Here is a 20,926-nt window from a genome sequence, read left to right as displayed (position 1 = left end):
CCCATCCTGTAGGCACGAGGAGCCGGGACAAGTCCGGCTCCCGGCGTCATGTCGACATCAGGACACCGGCTGCAGCATCAGTACCGCCAGCGGCGGCAGGTTCAGCACCAGCGAGGAGCCCTGCCCATGGCTGGCGATGTCCTCGGTGAATGCCCCGCCGCCATTGCCATAGTTGGATCCGGCATAGATCGCCGCATCACTGTTGATCACCTCCTGCCACTGCCCGGCGAACGGCACGCCGATGCGGTAGCCCTCCCGCGGTACCGGCGTGAAGTTGGCGATCACCAGCAGCGGCCGACCTTCGCGACTCCAGCGCAACCAGGCATAGACGCTGTTGCTCGCGTCATCGCCAATCAGCCACTGGAAGCCCTGGGGCAAGTCGTCCTGCTCGTGCAGCGCCGGCTCCTGGCGATACAGCTGGTTCAGATCGCTCACCAGCTTCTGCACTCCCAGGTGCTCGGAGTACTGCAGCAGGTACCAGTCCAGTTGCCGGTCATGGTTCCACTCACGCCACTGGCCGAACTCGCAGCCCATGAACAGCAGTTTCTTGCCCGGGTGCGCCCACATGAAACTCAGGTAGGCCCGCAGGTTGGCGAACTTCTGCCACCGATCACCGGGCATCTTGTCGATCAGCGAATGCTTGCCATGCACCACCTCGTCATGGGAGATCGGCAGGATGAAGCGCTCGGACCAGGCATAGACCAGGCCGAAACTCAGTTCATTGTGGTGATGGGCGCGGTACACCGGGTCCTGCTGGATGTAATGCAGCGAGTCGTGCATCCAGCCCATGTTCCACTTGTAGGCAAAGCCCAGGCCGCCCTGCTGGGTGCCTTGGCTGACCCCCGGCCAGGCCGTCGACTCCTCGGCGATCACCAGCGCCCCCGGCGCCTCGAGGGCCACCACGTCGTTGAGATGGCGCAGGAAATCGATGGCCTCGAGGTTTTCCCGACCGCCGTGGCGGTTGGGCACCCACTCACCGGCCTTGCGCGAATAGTCGCGGTAGAGCATCGACGCCACCGCATCGACCCGCAGCCCGTCGACGTGGAAGTGCTTGAGCCAGTGCAGCGCCGAAGCCAGCATGAAGCCATGCACTTCGGTGCGCCCGAGGTTGTAGATCAGCGTGTCCCAGTCCTGGTGGAAACCCTCCAGCGGGTTGCCGTACTCATACAGGGCGGTGCCATCGAACTGCGCCAGGCCATGGGCATCCGTGGGGAAATGCGCCGGCACCCAGTCGAGAATCACGCCGATACCGGCCTGGTGGCAGGCGTTGACGAACGCGCCGAACTCCTCCGGCGTGCCGTAGCGGGCACTCGGGGCGAACTGCGACAGCGGCTGGTAACCCCAGGAGCCGCCGAAGGGATGCTCCATGATCGGCATCAGCTCGATATGGGTGAAGCCCAACTGCTGCACATAGGGAATCAGCCGCTCGGCCAGCTCGGCCCAACCGTAGCGGCGGGAAACCTCGCCAACCTCGTCGGTCTCGCACTGCCAGGAGCCGGCATGCAGTTCGTAGATCGACAGCGCGGCGCTGGTGCGTTGCCGCTCGCCCCGGGACTGCATCCACTCATGGTCCTGCCAGTCGATCCGCAACGGCGCCGCCACCCGCGAGGCGGTGTCCGGCGGCAGCTGGGTGGCCAGGGCCACGGGATCGGACTTGAGCGGCAGGATCGAATGCGGCCCGAGGATCTCGTACTTGTACGACTCGCCGGGCTGCAGCCGCGGGATGAAGATCTCCCAGACCCCGCTGGGGTGACGCAGGCGCATCGGGTGGCGGCGGCCATCCCAACTGTTGAAGTCACCGACCACCGACACCCGTCGGGCATTCGGCGCCCACACGGCAAAGCGCACACCATCGATGCCGTCGACCTGGGTCAGTTGCGCCCCCAGGCACGTGCTCAAGTCACGGTGGTTGCCCTCGGCGAACAGGTACAGGTCCATTTCGCCCAGCAACGGGCCGAAGCTGTAGGGGTCTTCGCCCACCTGTTCGCCGCCGGCCCACTGGATACGCAACAGATAGGGCCGGGGCGGCTCGAACCGGCCGGCATACAGCCCCGGCACTTCGGTTTCACCGAGGGCGCCGAGCACCTGGCCGTCCTCCCGGGCCAGCACCTCGACACTCAGCGCACCGGGCAGGAACGCACGGATGATCTGCCCGCCCGCCCCGTCGTCATGGGGCCCGAGAACGGCGAACGGGTCCTGGTGTTCGGCCCGCACCAGCGCCTCGATATCACGGGCCGCCGGCAACAGGCCGACCCTGGCTTTACCTTGTTCCTTGCTTGAACTCATAACGACTCTCCACCGGACAAGGTTTTCACCTCACTCAACAGTCTGTCCAGACCGTGCAACGGTACCCGCAGCCAGGTCGGACGATTCTGTGCCTCATAGGCAATTTCATAGGCAGCCTTCTCCAGACTGAACAGGGCCAGGGCCGCTTGCGCGCCCGCCGGATCCTGCCACGCATGAGCAAGACTAGTCGTTGCCTGCTCATATGCCCGGATAAAGGCCTGCCGCGATTCCTTCAGGTAGCGCTCGGTCACCCGCGTCAACGCAGCTTGCGCCACCTCGGAAGAGTCGACGCTGTGGGAGCTGTCGAGGGCCATCGCCGCGGCATAGTCGAACGAGCGCAGCACGCCGCTGACGTCCTTGTACGGACTGTGCTTGCCCCGCCGTTCCTGCAACGAACGCGCCGGTTCGCCCTCGAAGTCGATCAGGTAGGCATCGCCCTGCACCACCAGCACCTGTCCCAGGTGCAGGTCGCCATGCACGCGGATGCGCAAGCCGCCCACCGCCTGGACGGCCAGGGCCTGGACATGGGCGAGGATGGCCTTTTTCCCGGCGACCAGCCGGGCGACCAGGGCCTGGTCCGCGGCCGGCAACTGCGCCTGGTGCTGTTCGAGCAGTTGCAGGGCACGGGTGACCTGGCTGCCGATGTGCTTGCCCCAGGCCTGGCCGTCCTTGCCGGTGCTGACCTCGGCGCTGAAGGCCGGGTTGTCGGTCGGTGCGGCCAATACCTGGTGCATTTCGCCCAGACGCTGGCCGAGCAGGCCGGCGAAATTCACCAGTTCGTCGTGGGCATCGATGGACACCTCGTGCTCCGCCGTGCCATCGGCGAGCTCGTCACGAATCGCCCGCTCCAGGTTGTTCTGGGTCCAGATCCAGGCATCGCCCTGGTTGTTCAGCAGGCCCTGGGCAATCATCAGCAAGCTCTCCTCACCCGCCGGGTCGCGACGCACCACCGAGCCCAGCAATGGCGAAATATGGCGGTAGCCGCCGGCGCCCAGGTAGGCGCTCATTTCCAGTTCCGGGTGGATACCGGCACTGACCTTGCGGATCAGCTTGAGCATCACCCGCTCACCCACCACCACCGAGCTGTTGGACTGCTCGGCCGACAGGTAACGCACTTCGGCATCCGCCGGCAGCGGCTGCGTCAGCAATTCGGCGGTGGCCTGGAAGTGCAGCTCGCCGGCCTCGCCGCTCAGTACACGGCCCTCCTGCAGTCCCTGGATCACCGCCCGCACGAAGCTGTCGAGGCTGAAGGCATCGGTGATCAGCCCCACCTGCCGTCCACGGCGCACCCGGGCCAGGGCCAGTTGCTGCGGCAACGCGGCGTTGATCTGCTCCTCGGCGAGCAGGCCGAACGGCACCTGGTAGCGACTGACCTGGCCGCCGACGGTGACGTGCACTTCACTGAGCAGCACCGGCTGCTGCGGCTCGCCGAAACGCAGGCCATAGGCGATATGCACCTGCTCGATCGGCGCATGCTTGTCGGCGAACCAGCGGCGCATCGGCAGCCATTCGGGCAGCGAGGTCTGCTCCAGGCTGGTGCGGGCCGGCGCTTCGAGCAGTTCTTCAAGGCGCTTTTTCAACACCAGGGTGGTGAAGTCCGGCATGCACTGCGGCGGCTCCACGTGCCAGGCGGGCATCTGGGTCTGCGAAGCGAGCAGAAACCAGTAGAAGCCGTAGGGCGCCAGGGTCAGCAGGAAGTTCAGTTGACCGATCGGCGGAAAGGCATTGCCACCGAGCATCTCCACCGGCACCCGGCCGGCGAACTGCGACAGCTCCAGCTCCGCCGCCTGAGCCGTGCGCGAGACGTTGGCGACGCAGAGGATGATTTCGCTCTTGCCCTCGGCATCGGTGTATTCGCGGGTGTAGGCGAGAATCCGGCGGTTGGCCGGCGAGAGCATCTTCAGGCTGCCACGGCCGAAAGCCTTCTGCTGCTTGCGCACCGCCAGCAGGCGCCGGGTCCAGTTCAGCAGCGAATGCGGATCGCCGGCCTGGGCCTCGACGTTCACCGACGCATAGCCGTAGAGCGGGTCCATGATCGGCGGCAAGACCAGGCTCGCCGGGTCGGCGCGGGAGAAGCCGCCGTTGCGGTCGATCGACCACTGCATCGGCGTGCGCACGCCATCGCGGTCGCCCAGGTAGATGTTGTCGCCCATGCCGATCTCGTCGCCGTAGTACAGGGTCGGCGTGCCCGGCATCGACAGCAGCAGGCTGTTGAGCAGTTCGATGCGTCGGCGGTCGCGCTCCAGCAGGGGCGCCAGGCGCCGGCGGATGCCAAGGTTGATCCGCGCCCGGCGATCGGCGGCGTAGTAGTTCCACAGGTAGTCGCGCTCGCGGTCGGTGACCATCTCCAGGGTCAGCTCATCGTGGTTGCGCAGGAAGATCGCCCACTGGCAGTTGGCGGGAATCTCCGGGGTCTGGCGCAGGATGTCGGTGATCGGGAAACGGTCCTCCTGGGCCAGCGCCATGTACATGCGCGGCATCAGCGGAAAGTGGAAGGCCATGTGGCATTCGTCGCCGTGGTCGCCCTTCTGCTCGCCGAAATACAACTGGGTGTCTTCCGGCCACTGGTTGGCCTCGGCCAGGAGCATGCGGTCGGGGTAATGGGCGTCGATCTCGGCACGGATGCGCTTGAGCACATCGTGGGTCTCGGGCAGGTTCTCGTTGTTGGTGCCATCGCGTTCGATCAGGTACGGGATGGCGTCCAGGCGCAGGCCGTCGACGCCCATGTCGAGCCAGTAGCGCATCACCGACAGCACCGCCTTCATCACCTGCGGGTTGTCGAAGTTCAGGTCCGGCTGGTGGGAATAGAAACGGTGCCAGAAGTACTGGCCGGCCACCGGGTCCCAGGTCCAGTTGGACTTCTCGGTGTCGAGAAAGATGATCCGGGTGCCGTCGTACTTGTCATCGGTGTCGGACCAGACGTAGAAATCCCGCGCACTGGAACCGCGCCTGGCCCGGCGCGCCCGCTGGAACCACGGGTGCTGGTCGGAGGTGTGGTTGATCACCAGTTCGCAGATCACCCGCAGGCCGCGCTTGTGCGCCTCGGCGATGAAGCGCCGGGCGTCGGCCAGGGTGCCGTAGTCCGGGTGCACCCCGCGGTACTCGGCGATGTCATAGCCATCGTCGCGACGTGGCGAGGGGTAGAACGGCAGCAGCCAGATGGTATTGACGCCCAGATCGGCGATGTAGTCGAGCTTGGCGATCAGCCCGGGAAAGTCGCCGATCCCGTCGTTGTTGGAATCGAAAAAGGACTTTACATGGACCTGATAGATGACCGCGTCCTTGTACCAGAGCGGGTCGTTGATGAAGGTTGCAGGGCGGGATTTCTTCGCCATGGCGAACTCCTTTGGTTAGCGCCTGCTCATCAGAGCGGCTGGATGCGCCAGATCCCGAACGGCTGGTGCCAGGGCTCGATACGCATCCACTGGGTCTTGCCGTACCAGGTCCAGGTATGGCCATTCATCAGGTCTTCGCCGCGGGTCTGGGCGTCGTCGGGCAGGCCGAACTCCCACAGCGGCAGCTCGAAATGCGCCTCCTGGGCGTTGTGCGGGTCGAGGCTGACCGCCACCAGGATGAAGCTGCTACGGTCCGCGGTGCGCTTGCCGAAATACAGGATGTTGTCGTTCCAGGCGTTGTAGACCTGTAACCCCAGGTGCGTCTGCAACGCCGGATGCTGGCGGCGGATGCGGTTGAGCTGGGCGATCTCGGCGATGATGTTGCCCGGCGCGCTGTAGTCCCGCGGACGGATCTGGTACTTCTCCGAGTCGAGGTATTCCTCCTTGCCCGGCAACGGCGCCGACTCGCAGATCTCGAACCCCGAGTACATGCCCCACAGGCCCGAGCCCATGGTCGCCAGCGCGGCCCGGATGAGGAACCCGGCCCGCCCCGACTCATGCAGGAAGGTGGGGTTGATGTCCGGCGTATTGACGAAGAAGTTCGGCCGGTAGCACTCGCGCCATGGCGACTGATTCAGCTCGGTGAAATAGCTGGCCAGCTCGGCCTTGGTATTGCGCCAGGTGAAATAGGTGTAGCTCTGGGAATAACCGATCTTGCCCAGGCGCGCCATCATCGCCGGTGCGGTGAACGCCTCGGCGAGAAAGATCACCTCGGGGTAACGGCCACGAACGTCGGCGATCAGCCATTGCCAGAACGGCAGCGGCTTGGTGTGCGGGTTGTCGACGCGAAAGATCTTCACGCCCTCCTCGACCCAGCCGACCACGATGTCACGCAGCTCGATCCACAGACTGGGCACGGCGTCGGCGGCATAGAAGTCGACGTTGACGATGTCCTGGTATTTCTTCGGCGGGTTCTCGGCGTACTTGATCGTGCCGTCCGGGCGCCAGTTGAACCAGCCGGGGTGCTGCTGCAGCCAGGGGTGGTCCTGGGAACACTGGATGGCGAAGTCCAGGGCAATCTCCAGGCCGTGCTCGGCGGCGGCGGCCACCAGCCGGCGAAAGTCCTCGCGAGTGCCCAGTTGCGGATGGATCGCCTCGTGCCCGCCCTCTTCGCTGCCGATAGCGTAGGGGCTGCCCGGGTCGTCGGGGCCGGCGGTGAGCGAGTTGTTCGGTCCCTTGCGATGGCGACGGCCGATCGGATGGATCGGCGGGAAGTACAGCACATCGAAGCCCATGTCGCGGATCGCCGGCAGGCGGGCATGCACATCATTGAAGGTGCCATGGCGCGCGGCATCGTCGGTGACCGAACGCGGAAACAGCTCGTACCAACTGGCGAATTGCGCCCGTTGGCGCTCCACATCCAGGGCGAAGTCCTGGCTGAGGCTGAGATAGGCCTGGTGGTCGGCCTGGCGCATCAGCACGGCGGTGGCCGGCTTGAGGAAACATTCCACCTGCCCCTCGTTCGAACGCTGCGACAGCTCGTCGTACAGCGCCGCCAGGCGTTCGGCCAGCTCGCCCTGGCTGCGCTCGCTGGCCTGGCGCACGTGCTCGCGGCCCTCCTGCAATTCCAGGTCGATGGGCACCGCGGCGACGAATTTCTTTTCCAGTTCATAGCAGTAACTGCCGAACTGATCGATCCAGGCCTCGATCCGGTACACGTAACGGCCCTGGCCGCCGACGCGCAGCCGGCCCCGCCAATGGTTGTTGCCCTGGTCGGTCATCGCCGCGCGCTGCCAATCCTCGGCCTCGAGCGGCTTCCAGGCCAGCAGCACCGCCAGCTTGTCATGGCCGTCGACGAACACCCGGGCCGTCACGGTCACCTCCTGCCCGACCACGGCCTTGACCGCGAACTGGCCGCCGTCGATGGCCGGCATCACATTCTCGATGGCGATGCGCGGCAGCAATAGCGCCTGGGACAACGGCAGGACTTCGGCGACCTGCTCATCCAGCGGTTTATCAGTTGTCATCGAGCATCGCTCCCTACGTCCTGTGGACGCTCTACCTTGCGTGATCATCCGGCTTCGTCCTGTAAAGGCCGCTCAAGTTCGGAGCCGGTCGGTGGCGCAAAAGTTCAGACGGATTTGGCGAACGGGCCGCTCGTCCAGAAAATGCAGTCGATTGCGTTGCAACGGGGTCAACCGCAGCACCTGATGGCCATGCACCCAGGAGTGCCCATGAACATTCCGATTCCGGCGGAAACCCCCGATCCCAATATCGACCAGCCGACCCTGCCCCCCACCGAACCGCAACCGGTTCCCGAGCAGGAACCCCCGGAGAGCACACCGCCGCCCAAGATTGATCCACCGACGACCATGCCGCCGGTGATCGCGGAACAAGCATAGTCAAGCCTGAACACGGACACGCTCCCGTAGGAGCCGGGCTTGCCCGCGAAAGCGGTAGTGTCGGCGCCACAATGCCTGGGTGAATGGGATCAGCAAGAGAACCAGACGCCCGGCAGAATGGGGATCAGCGACGATCCTTTTCCAGCAGCCGGACGATTCCCGGCATCAGGCTGAACACCCCCAGCGCCAGCAGCGTGCTGAGCACCGCCGTGGCCTCGCGCCCCAGGCCCACCGCCACGCCGATGGCGGCGGTCATCCACAGCCCGGCGGCGGTGGTCAGGCCCTTGACGTGTTGCCCCGCCTCGTCGGCATGCCCCTTGAGGATCGTACCGGCGCAGAGGAAACCGATGCCGGCGATCACCCCCTGGACCACCCGGCTCATGGCATCGGCCTGGGCACCGGACACCTGCGGCACCAGGACGAACAGCGCCGCACCGAGGGCCACCAGCATGTGCGTGCGCACACCCGCGGCCTTGCCCTTCTGTTCGCGCTCGAAACCGAGCAGGCCGCCCAGCAGCGCGGCGATCAGCAGGCGCAGGGTGATGCGCGTGACCTCGCGGATATCGCCGATATCGGCGAATTCGGCTTGCAGCGTTACCCATACGGTGTGCCACACGGCGTCCATGTCCCCAACCTCTCTGAGCTCGACAGACGGTGGACAGCGGATCGCGGGCAACGGTTCGACCGTTGACCGCTAATCGGCTGCGGCGAACGAAGCCCCCTGCCCGCACCCTAAATCCTGTCAGCCCGGAGAAATGAGGAGAACACCATGCCCGTGCAAATCGATCGCGCCAGCCAGACCTGCACCCTGCAGGAAAACGACACCCGGATCAGCGGCTTGGCCAGGGATGTGAAAATCACCACCGACGACGCCAGGAGCATGTCCCGCGCCGAACTCGATGGCCGGCAGATCTGGATCACCGAGGCCGAAGCCGACGCCCTGACCGTCGCCGGCGCCTTCGACGGCCGTCACCATGTGAAGGCGACGTCGAGTGATTCGGTGATTTGATTGACCCGTGTCAGCCTGCCCGCCCGGCACCTGTGCCAGGCGCCGGCAGGCGCACGCCGGCGTGGCCTGCACCGGGGATGACAAGTTGTCGCAGGGGTTTTTCCGGCGCCATCTGATCCGCTTTTTATTCAGATACCTGAGTCTGTTATGCAAACAGTTCGCTCGGCATAGTGTCCTGGCCTGATGGAGGCTGACGAGCGACAGATCATGAGCGAAAGAATCCCCGTCCAGTTAGTTGACACCTTCGAGCCTTCGCGCCCCAACAAGATGAAGGCCAAGTCGAGCGACAACCTGATTCACACCCGCAGTTTCACCGGCCTGTTCCGCAGCCTGCGCATCAGCGGCGCGGGCTTTCTGTTCCTGCTGTTCTTCGGCACCGTCTGGTTGAACTGGGGCGGCCGCCAGGCGGTGCTCTGGGACCTGGCCAACAGCAAGTTCCATATCTTCGGCGCGACCTTCTGGCCGCAGGATTTCATCCTGCTCTCGGCCTTGCTGATCATCTGTGCCTTCGGCCTGTTCGCCATCACCGTGTTCGCCGGACGTGTCTGGTGCGGTTACACCTGCCCGCAGAGTTCCTGGACCTGGCTGTTCATGTGGTGCGAGAAAGTCACCGAGGGCGAGCGCAACCAGCGGATCAAGCTGCAGGCCGCGCCCTGGGGGCCGAACAAGCTGGCCCGGCGCGCCGCCAAGCACACCCTGTGGCTGGCGATCAGCCTGATCACCGGGCTGACCTTCGTCGGCTACTTCACCCCGATCCGCCCGCTGGTGCAGGAACTGCTGAGCCTGCAACTGGGCGGGGTCAGCCTGTTCTGGGTGCTGTTCTTCACCGGCGCCACCTACATCAACGCCGGCTGGCTGCGCGAGGCGGTGTGCATGCACATGTGCCCCTATGCGCGGTTCCAGAGCGTGATGTTCGACAAGGACACCCTGACCATCTCCTACGATGCCGCCCGCGGCGAGAACCGGGGCCCGCGCAAGCGCGAAGTGGCGCCGGCCAGCGTCGGCCTCGGCGACTGCATCGACTGCCGCATGTGCGTGCAGGTCTGCCCCACCGGCATCGACATCCGCGACGGCCTGCAGATGGAATGCATCGGCTGCGCCGCCTGCATCGACGCCTGCGACTCGATCATGGACAAGATGGGCTACGCCCGCGGCCTGGTCAGCTACACCTCCGAGCACCGGTTGCAGGGCGGCCGCACCCACCTGCTGCGGCCGCGCCTGGTCGGCTACAGCGCCGTGCTGCTGATCATGATCGGCGCGCTGGCAGTGGCGCTGGTGCAGCGGCCGATGGTCTCGCTGGATGTCAGCAAGGACCGTGGCCTGTTCCGCGAGAACAGCCTGGGGCAGATCGAGAACATCTACAGCCTCAAGGTCATCAACAAGACCCAGCAGCGCCAGCAGTACCGCCTGGAACTGATCGACGGCGACGGCTTCCAGCTGCAGGGTCGCACCGAACTGAGCCTGGCGGCCGGCGAGATCGCCGACTTCCCGGTCTCGGTGGCGATGACCACCGAGCGGGCGAAGAGCAGCTCCCAGGAGCTCGCCTTCCGCCTGGTCGACATCGATGAGCCAGGCGTCTACAGCGTGGCGAACAGCCGCTTCGTCGCCCCGATGAACCGCTGATGACCTAGAATCCCCGGGGCGCCAACCCCAGGGCCCGCGGGGAGTGTGGGACGCAACACTGTGGGAGCCGGCGGTCCGGCTCCCACAGGTTAGTGTCCCGACAGTTACAACAGCCAGCTCCAACAAGACAACCGAAAACCTGCCGTTGCGTGCCCGTATCCAATGAGCCAAGCCACCATGAAACGCTACGAAAAATTCGCCGACGACATCGCTGAACTGATCCGCTCCGGCGTCCTCGGCCCCGGCCAGCGGGTGCCGTCGGTCCGTTATGCCAGCCAGACCTACGGCGTCAGCCCGTCCACGGTGTTCCAGGCCTACTACCTGCTGGAACGCCGTGGGCTGATCCGGGCCCGGCCGCGCTCGGGCTACTTCGTCAACACCCATGCGCCCAGCCCGTTCTCGGAGCCGGTGATCAGCAGCCAGGTGCACGAGTCCACCGAGGTCGACGTCAGCGAACTGGTGTTCTCGGTGCTCGACTCGATCAAGGACCCGACCACCGTGCCCTTCGGCTCGGCCTTCCCCAGCCCGACGCTGTTCCCGCTGCAACGCCTGGCCCGTTCCCTGGCCAGCGCCAACCGCGAGATGGACCCGCGCATGGTGGTCACCGACCTGTCACCGGGCAACCCGCAACTGCGCCGGCAGATCGCCCTGCGCTACATGGTCGGCGGGCTGATGCTGCCGATGGAGGAGCTGCTGATCACCAACGGCGCCCTGGAGGCGCTGAACCTGTGCCTGCAGGCGGTGACCGAACCCGGCGACCTGGTGGCCATCGAGGCCCCGGCGTTCTATGCCTGTCTGCAGGTGTTGGAGCGCCTGAAGCTCAAGGCCGTGGAGATCCCGGTGCACCCGCGTGACGGTATCGACCTCGGCGTGCTGGCGCAGAACCTCGAAAAGCATCCGATCAAGGCCGTGTGGTGCATGACCAGTTTCCAGAACCCGATGGGCGCGACCATGCCCGAGGCGAAGAAACAGGCACTGGTGGAGTTGCTGCGCGAGCACCAAGTGCCGCTGATCGAGGACGATGTCTACGCCGAGTTGTACTACGGGCAGCAGGCGCCCAAGCCAGCCAAGGCCTTCGACACCGAGGGGCTGGTGATGCACTGCGGTTCGTTCGCCAAGAGCCTGGCGCCCGGCTACCGCATCGGCTGGGTGTCGGCGGGGCGGTATGCGCAGAAGATCGAGCGGCTGAAGCTGATGACCTCGCTGTGCGCCTCGATGCCGGCCCAGGCGGCCATTGCCGACTACCTGCAGCACGGCGGCTACGACCGCCACCTGCGCCGCCTGCGCTATGCCCTGGAAGAACAGCAGAGTGCGATGCTCGCGGCGATCGCCCGCTATTTCCCGGCACAGACCCGGGTCAGCCAGCCGGCTGGTGGCTACTTCCTCTGGCTGGAGCTGCCGGAACAGATGGATTCGCTGAAGCTGTTCCAGATGGCGCTGGCCCAGGGCATCAGCATCGCACCGGGACCGATCTTCTCCCCGGCGCGGCGCTTTCGCAACTGCATCCGCCTGAACTACGGCAGCCCGTGGGATGAAACGTCGGAGAAGGCCATGGAGACCCTGGGGCGGATCGTGCGTTCGTTCTGAGCGGACCTATTCGCGGGCAAGCACTGCTCCTACAGGCCGGAGTCGTACTCAGGATTACCAGACCCACTCTGTAGGAGCAGGGCTTGCCCGCGAATAGGCCGTCAAGCCTTGCGCCCGGTCATGAAATCAGCGCCCACCGGCGAGGTCGAGAAAGGTCCCGGTGGTGTAGGACGCCTTGTCCGAAAGCAGCCAGATGATGCCCTCGGCCACCTCTTCGGCACGCCCGCCGCGTCCCATGGGAATTCCCGGCTCCAGCTTGCTGACCCGGTCCGGGTCGCCGCTCAGCGCATGAAACTCGGTAAAGATGTACCCGGGACGCACGGCATTGACCCGGATCCCCTCCCCTGCCAGCTCCTTCGACAACCCCAGGGTAAAGGTGTCCAGTGCGCCCTTGGACGCCGCATAGTCGACATACTCGTTCGCCGAACCGAGCCGCGCCGCCGCCGACGACACGTTGACGATGCTGCCGCCCTGCCCGCCATGCCGTGTCGACATGCGCAGCACCGCGTGCTTGGCGCAGAGCATCGGCCCCAGCACGTTGGTCTTCAGGGTCTGCAGGATGCGGAACTCGGACATCTCGTCGACCCGCGACTTCTGCCCCACCGTCCCGGCATTGTTCACCAGTGCGGTGACCGGTCCGAGTTCGGCGTCGACGCGCTGGAACAGGTGGATCACCCCGTCCTCGTCGCTGACATCCGCGCGCACCGTGATCGCCTGGGCGCCCAGCGCCCGTACCTGTTCCTGCACCCGGTGGGCCGCATCTTCGTCCCGCAGGTAGTTGATGCAGATGCGGTAGCCCTGCCGTGCCGCCAACAACGCCGTCGCCGCGCCGATACCACGGCTACCACCGGTGATGACGATGACTTTTTCCATGACACCCTTCCCCCGTCGCCTGGTCGCTCTGAACCTTCAGAATAACCGCGCAGCAGGAAGTTTGTGTAGCCACCCGGGCCGCCGGGAAGGCTGTCATCGGGAGCGTCACGGAATCGCGCGATCGGGCAGCGCCTGCTCCCAGCCACCGCCAAGGGCCCCGTACAGTCCGACCAGCGCCAGCGACACCGCCGCCGTGCTGTCCACCAGCGCGTCCTCGTTGGCGAGCAAGGCGCCCTGCACCGTCAGCACGTTGAGAAAGTCCACGGTGCCCTGCTCGTACTGCTGGCGGGCACTGGCCAGGGCCAGGCGGCTCTGCTCCACCGCCTGGTGCAAACTGTCGCGCCGACGCTGCCCGGCCTGGTAGGCACTGAGCGCGTCGTCCACCTCGTGCCAGGCATCCAGCACGGTCTGCCGGTAGCGCAAGGCGGCTTCCTGCTGACGACTCTCGCGCAACTGTAACTGCCCTTGCAGGCGCCCACCCTCGAACAGCGGCACACTCAGGCTGGGCCCCACGGCCAGCGTATGCGAACCCCAACTGCCCAGGTCGGACAACTGCAGCGCCTGGAAGCCGAGGTTGCCGGAGAGGCTGATACGCGGGTAAAAGTCCGCCCGGGCCATGCCAATGGCCGCCGTGGCCGCATGCAGGTCGGCCTCGGCCCGACGGATGTCCGGGCGCCGTCGTGCCAGTTCGCTGGGCAGGCCGATCGGCACGCTGGCGGGTGGCACGGGAATCGCCGTCGCCGCCTGCAACTGCCCGGCCAGGGCCTGGGGTTCGAGCCCCATCAGGCGGCTGAGGGCATTGATCAACCGCGCTTCGCCCTGTTGCAGGGCCGGCAGTTGCGCCTCGATGGTGGCGACCTGCGCCGTGGCCTGGGCCACTTCCAGTTCGGTGGCCACGCCCTCGTCGCGACGCAGGTGCGTCAGGGCCCGGGTCCGTCGGGCAATCTCCAGGTTCTGCCGGGTCACCGCCTGCTCGTTCTGCAGCGCCCGCAGCTGGATATAATCGCGGGCGGTTTCGGCCAGGATCGTCACCAGCACGGCGCGGCGGTCCTCTTCGGCGACCTGCACATTGGCGTCGGCCGCCTCCACCGAACGTTTCACCCGCCCCCACAGATCGGCCTCCCAACTGATGCCCAGGCCGGTGCTCCAGAGGTTGTAGTCGTGCCGGCCGTTCTCGCCGGAAGGGTCGCTCAGGCCCCGACTGCTGTTGCGCGCGCGGCTGTAGCCGGCGGCGCCGTCGACCTTCGGCAGTTCATCGGCGGCGATACTGCGCCGTGCCGCACGACTCTGCGCCAGTCGGCTGGCGGCCCGTTGCAGATCGAGATTGCCCGCCTGGACCTGGCGCATCAGCGCGGCCAGTTGAGGATCAGCGAAACCCTCCCACCAGGCGGCTTCGGTCGCCCCCTCAGCCGGCTGGCTGTGCCCGGGCTCGCCCTGCCGGGTGTGCCAACGCTCACCCAACTCAGGCTTCGGCGCCTCAAAGTCGGGGCCCAGCGTGCAACCCTGTACCAGCAGCGTGGTGATCAACAACCAGGGGAAATACCGGTTCATCGCAAGCTGACCTCACGCACGGCCGTCGAAGCGGTATCGATTCGCGCCTCCACCGACATGCCCGGCCGCAGGCGCTCAAGCAGCGGCTGCCCACGGTCGAGGACGATCTTCACCGGAATACGCTGAACCACCTTGGTGAAGTTGCCGCTGGCATTCTCCGGAGCGATCGCGGCAAAGGTCACGCCGGTGGCCGGGGCGATGCTCTCGACCTGGCCCGTCAGCGGCGTATCGGCAAAGGTGTCGACGGTGATACTCACCGATTGGCCGGGGCTGACATGGGTCATCTGGTTTTCGAGGAAGTTGCCCACGACATAGGCTGCGTTCACCGGCACCACGGCCAGCAGCACATCGCCCGGCTTGACATAGGCGCCCTGGCGCACACTGCGCCGCCCGACCACGCCGTCGAACGGCGCCACCAGCACGGTGTGCGCCAGGTCCAGTTCGGCCCGTGCCTGGCGTGCCTCGGCCTGCTGCACGGCCGCCTGGGCGGTATCGCGCCGGGCCAGCAGGACATCGGTCTGCTTGCGGGTCGCCTCCAGGGCCGCCCGGTGTTCGGCCAGCCGGGCCGCGGCGGTGCGCTGGCGGGTCTCGGCCTGCTGGGCATTCTGCAGGGTGCCGGCGCCCTGCCCGGCCAGGTGCTGGTAACGCTGCCACTCATGGGCGGCGAACTGCACATCGGCCTGATCGGCGTCGACCACCGCCCGCGCCTGCTCGATCAGCGCCTGCTGGCGCAGGAGGCTCGCCGCGGCATTGGCCAGCTGTGCCCGGGCACTGGCGACACCGGCGCGGGCCGCCGCCAGGTCGGCCTGGTAGTCCTGGTCATCGATGCGCACCAGCACCTGCCCCGCCTCTACCCGCTGGTTGTCACGCACCAGCACCTGGCCGATGAAGCCGGCGACTTTCGGTGCCACCAGGGTGTAGTCGGCGTTGACGTAGGCATCGTTGGTGCTCTGCACCGGGCCGCCGCCGAGCAGCAGGTACCAGAGTCCGTAAAGCAAGGCGCCGGCCAGGAGCACGGCGAGGATCAGCAGGGGTTTGCGTGAAATTGAAGTATTCATGGTCAGTGTCCGAAAAAGGGGGAGATCAGGCCGCGGCGCGCGGTGGGTAGATGCGCGTCGGCAGGATCGGGATCAACAGGATCAGCGCGATGGCGAGGCCCGCCACGCACAGGTAGAGGTCGGCGCTGGTCAGGGTCACCACCTGCTCGTGCAGCCGATGGGCCAGTTGCCCAGGCTCCACCGAGTCCGCCAGCCAGGGCTGGCTGCCCAGGCGGTCGACCAGGTGACTGGAGTGAAAGTGCTCGCGGCGCACCGTCAGGGTTTCCAGCAGGCTGCCCGCCGCCACTGCGGCAAAGCCCTTGATGGTGTTGAACCAGGCCGAGGCGAACGGCCCATCCGCCGGGGTGATGCTGCCGGTCGAGAGCATCAGCAATGGGATCACCGCCATCGGCTGGGCCACGATCTGAATGGCCTGCAACAGGTAGAAGTTCTCGCGGTTCCAGGCCACGGTGACCTGGGAGCCGATCACGCAGACCAATGCCAGCAGGAACAGCCCGGTGGCCAGCACCCAGCGGCAATCCACCACCCGGTTGTTACACAGCGCGACCACCAGCGGCAGCGCCAGCAGTTGCGGTACGGCGACCCAGAGCAGCACCGGCGCGGTCTGCAACGGCCGGTAGCCCTGGACCTGGGCCAGGTAGCTGGACGGGATCATGATCACCGCCAGCAGCACGAACAGCACGCCACCGAGGGTGACCAGCGCGTGGGTCAGGTTGCGGATGCCGAGCATCTGCAACTTGAAGAACGGCAGCGGGTGCGACCATTCGTTGATAAAGAACAGCACCAGCAACAGCAATCCACCGCCGACCAGCACCCGGATAAGCTGCGCATCGAACCAGCCCAGGCGCTCGCCCTGCTGCAGGCCGAGCACCAGCATCACCAGGCCGGGAAAACCCAGCAGCAGCCCGCGCCAGTCGAACTGGCGCAAGCGTTCCAGGCGCAGCGGGTCCTGCGGTATGCCCCAGGCCACGCAGGCCATGGCCACCAGCCCGAGCGGGATGACCTGCCAGAACGCCCATTGCCAGCCGGCGTATTCCACCCACCAGGCGGCCAGGGGCGTGCCGAAGCTGGGGCCGAAAGTCGCGGTCAGGGCATAGCCGCCCAGGCCATAGAGCTTGATGCCCGGCGGCAGGAAGCGCAGCGCCACCGACATCAGCATCGGCGGCAAGGCGCCGCCGGCAAAGCCCTGAACCACGCGGATAAGCATCAGCACCTGGGTATTGGGTGCGAACGGCGCCAGCAGGGCCAGTACCAGCAAGCTGCCGATGGCGCAGAGGGTGAAGCGGCGCAGGGAAAAGGTCACGGCGCACCAGGGGGCAAAGGCCATGGCGCTGACCGACATCGCTGCGTAGGCCGCAATCAGCCAGGTACCCTGGTCGTAGCTCAGGCCCATGGCGCCGCGGATATCGGCCATCGCCACCTTGGTCACGTTTTCGTTGAAGCCCGAGGCCAGCACCGCCAGCAACACGCCGACCAGGCCGACGCCGATGCGCAGGCCCAAAGGTGTGGCGGCCGCTGCGGGCCTGGCTGCGGCCGCCAGCGGCAGGCTGGTTTGCAGGGCGGTCATGAGCCGGCCGTCCGAGCAGGCTCGGAGGGAAGAGACATCGCAAAAACTCCGGTTTCACGGGGAAATCCGAGTCTATGCAGGGCCTGAAGCTATAAAAATTGACAAATATCTACAACTGGATTGCACCAGACGCAATGATTACGCCGGCGTAGCGTCGCACATGTCCTTCAGCGTGCGGCGCAACCAGCGATGGGCGTGGTCATTGTCCAGCCGGGGATGCCAGGCCTGGATCACCACGATGGTTTCCACCGGCACCGGCAATTCGAAAGTGCGCAGGGGCAGCCCCAGACTTATCAGGTTGCGCACCATTGGCCGCGGTATCGACGGCAGGATCAGGTCGGAGCCGGCCACGGCGAACATCGCCGCATGAAAGGTCGGCAGCACCAGGGAGACCCGCCGCCGCAGATTCAGCTCGGCCAGCAGCGCATCGATCGGCCCACGCGCCCGGCCACGGCGCGACACGCTGATATGGTCGTAGCGGGCAAAGCGCTCGGCATCCAGTTCCTCGTCGAACAGCGGATGACCTGCCCGGGCGATACCGATCAGCGAAGTGTTGAACAGACGTTGCACCTTGATATCGGCACCGAACTTGCGAGGGGCACAGATCGCCAGGTCGATGCGCCCCTCGTTGAGCGCATCGTCGTCGGTATCGCCTTCCGGCACCATGCGCAGCGTGGCGTTGGGCATGTCCCGGGCCAGGCGTTCGAGCAACTGGTTGCCGAAAGCGCCGAAGAACATGTCGTTGGCCCGCACGCTGAAGGTCCGCTCCAGGGTCGTCAGGTCGGTTTCCTGGCCGGGGGCGAAGACCCCATGGGCCAGCTCCACCACGCCGCGCACCTGTTCGCGCAGCTCCAGCGCCCGCGGGGTCGGCGCCAGACCACGCCCGGAGCGGACCAGGATCGGGTCATTGAGGGCTTCGCGGATGCGCGTCAGCGTGCGACTCATGGCCGGGGCACTGAGGTTCATGCGCCGGGCGGCCGCGGTGACCGAGCCTTCTTCGAGCAGGATGTCGAGGGCTACCAGCAGATTCAGATCAGGTATTTGCATGGGCTGAGCATACCCGGCAGCCGCGTCGATCGCCACACCGGACTCTTGCGCAGGGTGCAATCATCAGGGGAACGGATGCAGCATTCGAACGACTCAATCAGCCTTGTAACGCGCGCAGGCCAGTGCACTGAGGGCAATGGCCAGGCCGGCCAGGGAATAGACCCAACTGGCCGAGGCGACCGGCAGCAGCACACCCGCCAGTAACGGGCCGACACCGGCACCGATGTCGCGCCATACCGCATTCGAGGCCAGGGCCTGGACACGCCCGGCGCCGGGATTGCGCTCGGCCACCAGGGTCACCACCAGCGGCAATTGCAGCGCCCGCAGGACCAGCACCGAACCGGCGCCGAGAATCAGCCAGTGGCTGCCGAAGGCTGCCAGGGCCAGACCGCTGAGAATCGAGAACAGCAACAGCATGCGTACCACGCCATAACGGTCGGCCACCCGCCCGCCGAGGGGGCTGAGGAACATTTCCGAGACATAGCGCAAAGCCATCAGCCCGCCGGCGATCACCACCGCATTGCCACCGAGCACGGCACTGGCCTGCAGCGACAGGCCGAAGATGAACAGCCCGTCCAGCGCTACCCCTTCGACGAAGGACCAGAGCGCGACACTGTCCGGCCACTTGAAGCGTCGCCCGGCCGGTGCCGCCAGCTCGTGCCCCTGGCTCGGCAGGCCGTGCGCCACCCACAGGCCGATCAATGAAGTGGCGCACAGCAGCAGGAAAATCAGCCGCGGGCCGATCTGCAGACTCAACCAGCCCCCAGGGCCAGGGCGATCATCGGACCGATGGCGATGATCCCCCGCGAGCGCCCTGCCCGGCGTGCCGCGCCGGCAGGCTCGAGGGTCGCCAGCACCTGCGTCGACAGGTTCAACGCGGCAAACGACAGGCCCCAGCCCAGGCGCAACAGCAGCAGCCAGAAGAACCCTGAAATCAGCGAATTGCCCAGGGCGCACACGGCACTGACGGCCGCGGCCAGCATCAGGGTGGCGCGGTCGCCCTGGCGGGCGTAATAGCGCAGCACATGGCCGTAACCGAAGATCCGCACCAGCCGGTTGGCCGCCAGCAGCACCCCGGCCTGGGCCAGGGTCACGCCAAAGGCCTGGGTGTTCATCGGCAGCAGCAGGTACAGCAGGACATCGCTGGGCAGACACAGTGCCAGGACAATCGCCGCACGGCGGGAGGCGGAGTCGGTCGAGTGAGCGGCCACGGCTGACATGAGGGCAGGATCTTCGCGTGGTGGAACAAGCCCGTCAGCATGCCGGGTCGAAACGATCGACCGCAACATTTTTTGAAACATGTTTGTCATGTTGCTGGAGCAACAGCCGTTCAACAAAGTGCATGCGAACAAACACCAGCGCCCCCCCCCGGCAGGAGCCGGATTGCCGGCAATAGCTATCGCGCTGGCACCCTCCTTTTCATTGGATCGTTCCCACACAGAGCGTCATCGTAGGCTCTTTGAGGGCAAGCCCTGCACACAGCTGGCATAGAGACTGCATTATTCCTTTTAAGCAGCTCATCATCACCATGACTGCTTAATTAAGAATAAGCCCTGCAGTCCCTCTCCCTGGAGCATTCGATGAAATCCCTCAACCCGATCACCAAGGCCGCCCGCCTTCTGGCCGCCGCCACGGCGCTGGTACTGGGCCTGCATCCGCTGGCGCAGGCCGCCGAAACCACCCCGGCCGAAGTCAAACTGGACTACGCCTATTACTCGCCGGTCAGCCTGGCATTGCGGCATTTCGGCTGGCTGGAGAAAGCCCTGCCGCAGACCAAGGTCACCTGGGTCCTGAGCCAGGGCAGCAACCGTTCCCTGGAATACCTCAACAGCGGTGGCGTCGACTTCGGCTCCTCAGCCAGCCTGGCTGCCGTACTCAGCCGGGCCAACGGCAGCCCGATCAAGTCGATCTATGTCTACAGTCGCGCCGAGTGGACCGCACTGCTGGTGCGCAAGGACTCGCCTTACCAGAGCCTCGCCGACCTCAGGGGCAAGAAGATCGCCGCCACCAAGGGCACCGACCCCTACCTGTTCACCCTGCGCGCCCTGCAGCAGGCCGGCCTGGGCAAAAACGACGTGGAACTGGTGCACCTGCAGCATCCCGATGGCCGCACCGCCCTGGAAAAAGGCGACGTCGACGCCTGGGCCGGGCTCGATCCGCACATGGCCGCCAGCGAACTCCAGGCCGGTTCGCGCCTGCTCTACCGCAATCCCGACTTCAACAGCTACGGGGTGATCAGCGTCACTGAGAAGTTTGCCAAGGAACATCCACAGACCATCGAAACCGTAATCGGCGCCTATGAAAAAGCCCGCGAGTGGGCCCTGCACAACCCTGACGAACTGGCCGGCCTGCTGGCCAGCGAATCCGGCCTGCCGTTGGATGTGGCCAAGCTGCAACTGTCGCGCACCGACCTGAAAAACGCCCGTCTCGGCCCTCAGGACCTGGTGGCCTCGAAAGCCGCCGCCCCGATCCTGGTATCCGAGGAGCTGGTTCGTCGTGGGGTGAATGTCGATCAGGTCATCGACCAGTTGATCGAAACCCGGTTCAACCCTGTCGCGGTCGCCCGCCAGTAAGCGCGTCCCGGGAGC

General features: G+C 66.0%; 14 protein-coding genes and 1 pseudogene. 5 read left to right on the top strand and 10 right to left on the bottom strand.

Annotated features, from left to right (window positions below; translation table 11 throughout):
* Positions 1-57 precede the first annotated feature (57 nt).
* Genes glgB through ACZ5KU_RS11890 form a run of 3 tightly spaced genes read right to left on the bottom strand, consistent with a single transcriptional unit; the run spans position 58 to position 7,648 of the window.
* Positions 58-2,286, bottom strand: a complete 2,229-nt coding sequence (gene glgB / locus ACZ5KU_RS11900; protein WP_054056942.1) for a 1,4-alpha-glucan branching protein GlgB — start codon at positions 2,284-2,286, stop codon at positions 58-60.
* Positions 2,283-5,621: a maltose alpha-D-glucosyltransferase gene (gene treS / locus ACZ5KU_RS11895; protein ID WP_464737202.1), complete on the bottom strand. Its 3,339-nt coding sequence runs from the start codon at positions 5,619-5,621 to the stop codon at positions 2,283-2,285. Before treS ends, glgB begins: the two co-directional genes overlap by 4 nt.
* Positions 5,622-5,650: 29 nt before the next feature.
* The gene (locus tag ACZ5KU_RS11890; protein ID WP_054056941.1) at positions 5,651-7,648 is read right to left on the bottom strand and encodes an alpha-1,4-glucan--maltose-1-phosphate maltosyltransferase; all 1,998 of its coding nucleotides are present in this window, start codon (positions 7,646-7,648) and stop codon (positions 5,651-5,653) included.
* A 207-nt stretch (positions 7,649-7,855) separates the two neighbouring features.
* On the opposite strand from ACZ5KU_RS11890, the gene ACZ5KU_RS11885 reads away from it, so the two are divergent.
* Positions 7,856-8,023 carry a hypothetical protein gene (locus tag ACZ5KU_RS11885; protein ID WP_193394198.1) on the top strand — a complete coding sequence of 56 codons (168 nt, stop codon included), beginning with the start codon at positions 7,856-7,858 and terminating at the stop codon, positions 8,021-8,023.
* Between the two features lie 124 nt (positions 8,024-8,147).
* Here the strand turns inward: ACZ5KU_RS11885 and ACZ5KU_RS11880 are convergent, their stop codons facing one another.
* Positions 8,148-8,648: an MgtC/SapB family protein gene (locus tag ACZ5KU_RS11880; RefSeq protein ID WP_464737201.1), complete on the bottom strand. Its 501-nt coding sequence runs from the start codon at positions 8,646-8,648 to the stop codon at positions 8,148-8,150.
* A gap of 144 nt (positions 8,649-8,792) precedes the next feature.
* On the opposite strand from ACZ5KU_RS11880, the gene ACZ5KU_RS11875 reads away from it, so the two are divergent.
* From ACZ5KU_RS11875 to mapR, 3 genes are all read left to right on the top strand, one after another.
* Positions 8,793-9,032 carry a DUF3203 family protein gene (locus ACZ5KU_RS11875; protein WP_054056939.1) on the top strand — a complete coding sequence of 80 codons (240 nt, stop codon included), beginning with the start codon at positions 8,793-8,795 and terminating at the stop codon, positions 9,030-9,032.
* Positions 9,033-9,239: 207 nt separating this feature from the next.
* Positions 9,240-10,655, top strand: coding sequence for a cytochrome c oxidase accessory protein CcoG (gene ccoG / locus ACZ5KU_RS11870; RefSeq protein WP_273820405.1), 1,416 nt, complete (start codon positions 9,240-9,242; stop codon positions 10,653-10,655).
* 177 nt (positions 10,656-10,832) lie between these two features.
* Positions 10,833-12,242 carry a GntR family transcriptional regulator MpaR gene (mapR, locus tag ACZ5KU_RS11865; protein ID WP_464737200.1) on the top strand — a complete coding sequence of 470 codons (1,410 nt, stop codon included), beginning with the start codon at positions 10,833-10,835 and terminating at the stop codon, positions 12,240-12,242.
* A gap of 126 nt (positions 12,243-12,368) precedes the next feature.
* Here mapR and ACZ5KU_RS11860 read toward each other — a convergent pair whose 3' ends face one another.
* The 6 genes and pseudogenes from ACZ5KU_RS11860 to ACZ5KU_RS11835 all read right to left on the bottom strand — a co-directional run bounded on the left by ACZ5KU_RS11860 (position 12,369) and on the right by ACZ5KU_RS11835 (position 19,558).
* The gene (locus ACZ5KU_RS11860) at positions 12,369-13,115 is read right to left on the bottom strand and encodes an SDR family oxidoreductase (protein ID WP_054062647.1); all 747 of its coding nucleotides are present in this window, start codon (positions 13,113-13,115) and stop codon (positions 12,369-12,371) included.
* A gap of 105 nt (positions 13,116-13,220) precedes the next feature.
* Complete coding sequence (locus ACZ5KU_RS11855) at positions 13,221-14,666, bottom strand: efflux transporter outer membrane subunit (RefSeq protein ID WP_416772928.1); 1,446 nt, start codon at positions 14,664-14,666, stop codon at positions 13,221-13,223.
* Positions 14,663-15,724 (bottom strand): HlyD family secretion protein, encoded by a 1,062-nt coding sequence (locus ACZ5KU_RS11850; protein WP_273820398.1) that lies wholly within the window; start codon positions 15,722-15,724, stop codon positions 14,663-14,665. Before ACZ5KU_RS11850 ends, ACZ5KU_RS11855 begins: the two co-directional genes overlap by 4 nt.
* Positions 15,725-15,749: 25 nt before the next feature.
* On the bottom strand, positions 15,750-17,291 hold the full coding sequence (locus ACZ5KU_RS11845; protein WP_464737199.1) for an MFS transporter: 1,542 nt from the start codon (positions 17,289-17,291) through the stop codon (positions 15,750-15,752).
* Positions 17,292-17,429: 138 nt separating this feature from the next.
* Positions 17,430-18,338, bottom strand: a complete 909-nt coding sequence (locus ACZ5KU_RS11840; RefSeq protein WP_054062784.1) for a LysR family transcriptional regulator — start codon at positions 18,336-18,338, stop codon at positions 17,430-17,432.
* Between the two features lie 93 nt (positions 18,339-18,431).
* Positions 18,432-19,558: pseudogene (locus ACZ5KU_RS11835) on the bottom strand (MFS transporter).
* A 360-nt stretch (positions 19,559-19,918) separates the two neighbouring features.
* On the opposite strand from ACZ5KU_RS11835, the gene ACZ5KU_RS11830 reads away from it, so the two are divergent.
* Complete coding sequence (locus ACZ5KU_RS11830) at positions 19,919-20,911, top strand: aliphatic sulfonate ABC transporter substrate-binding protein (RefSeq protein WP_054060292.1); 993 nt, start codon at positions 19,919-19,921, stop codon at positions 20,909-20,911.
* Positions 20,912-20,926 lie beyond the last annotated feature (15 nt).

The organism is Pseudomonas sp. Tof1 (assembly GCF_055390395.1).
This window is presented reverse-complemented; position numbering and strand designations above follow the sequence as displayed.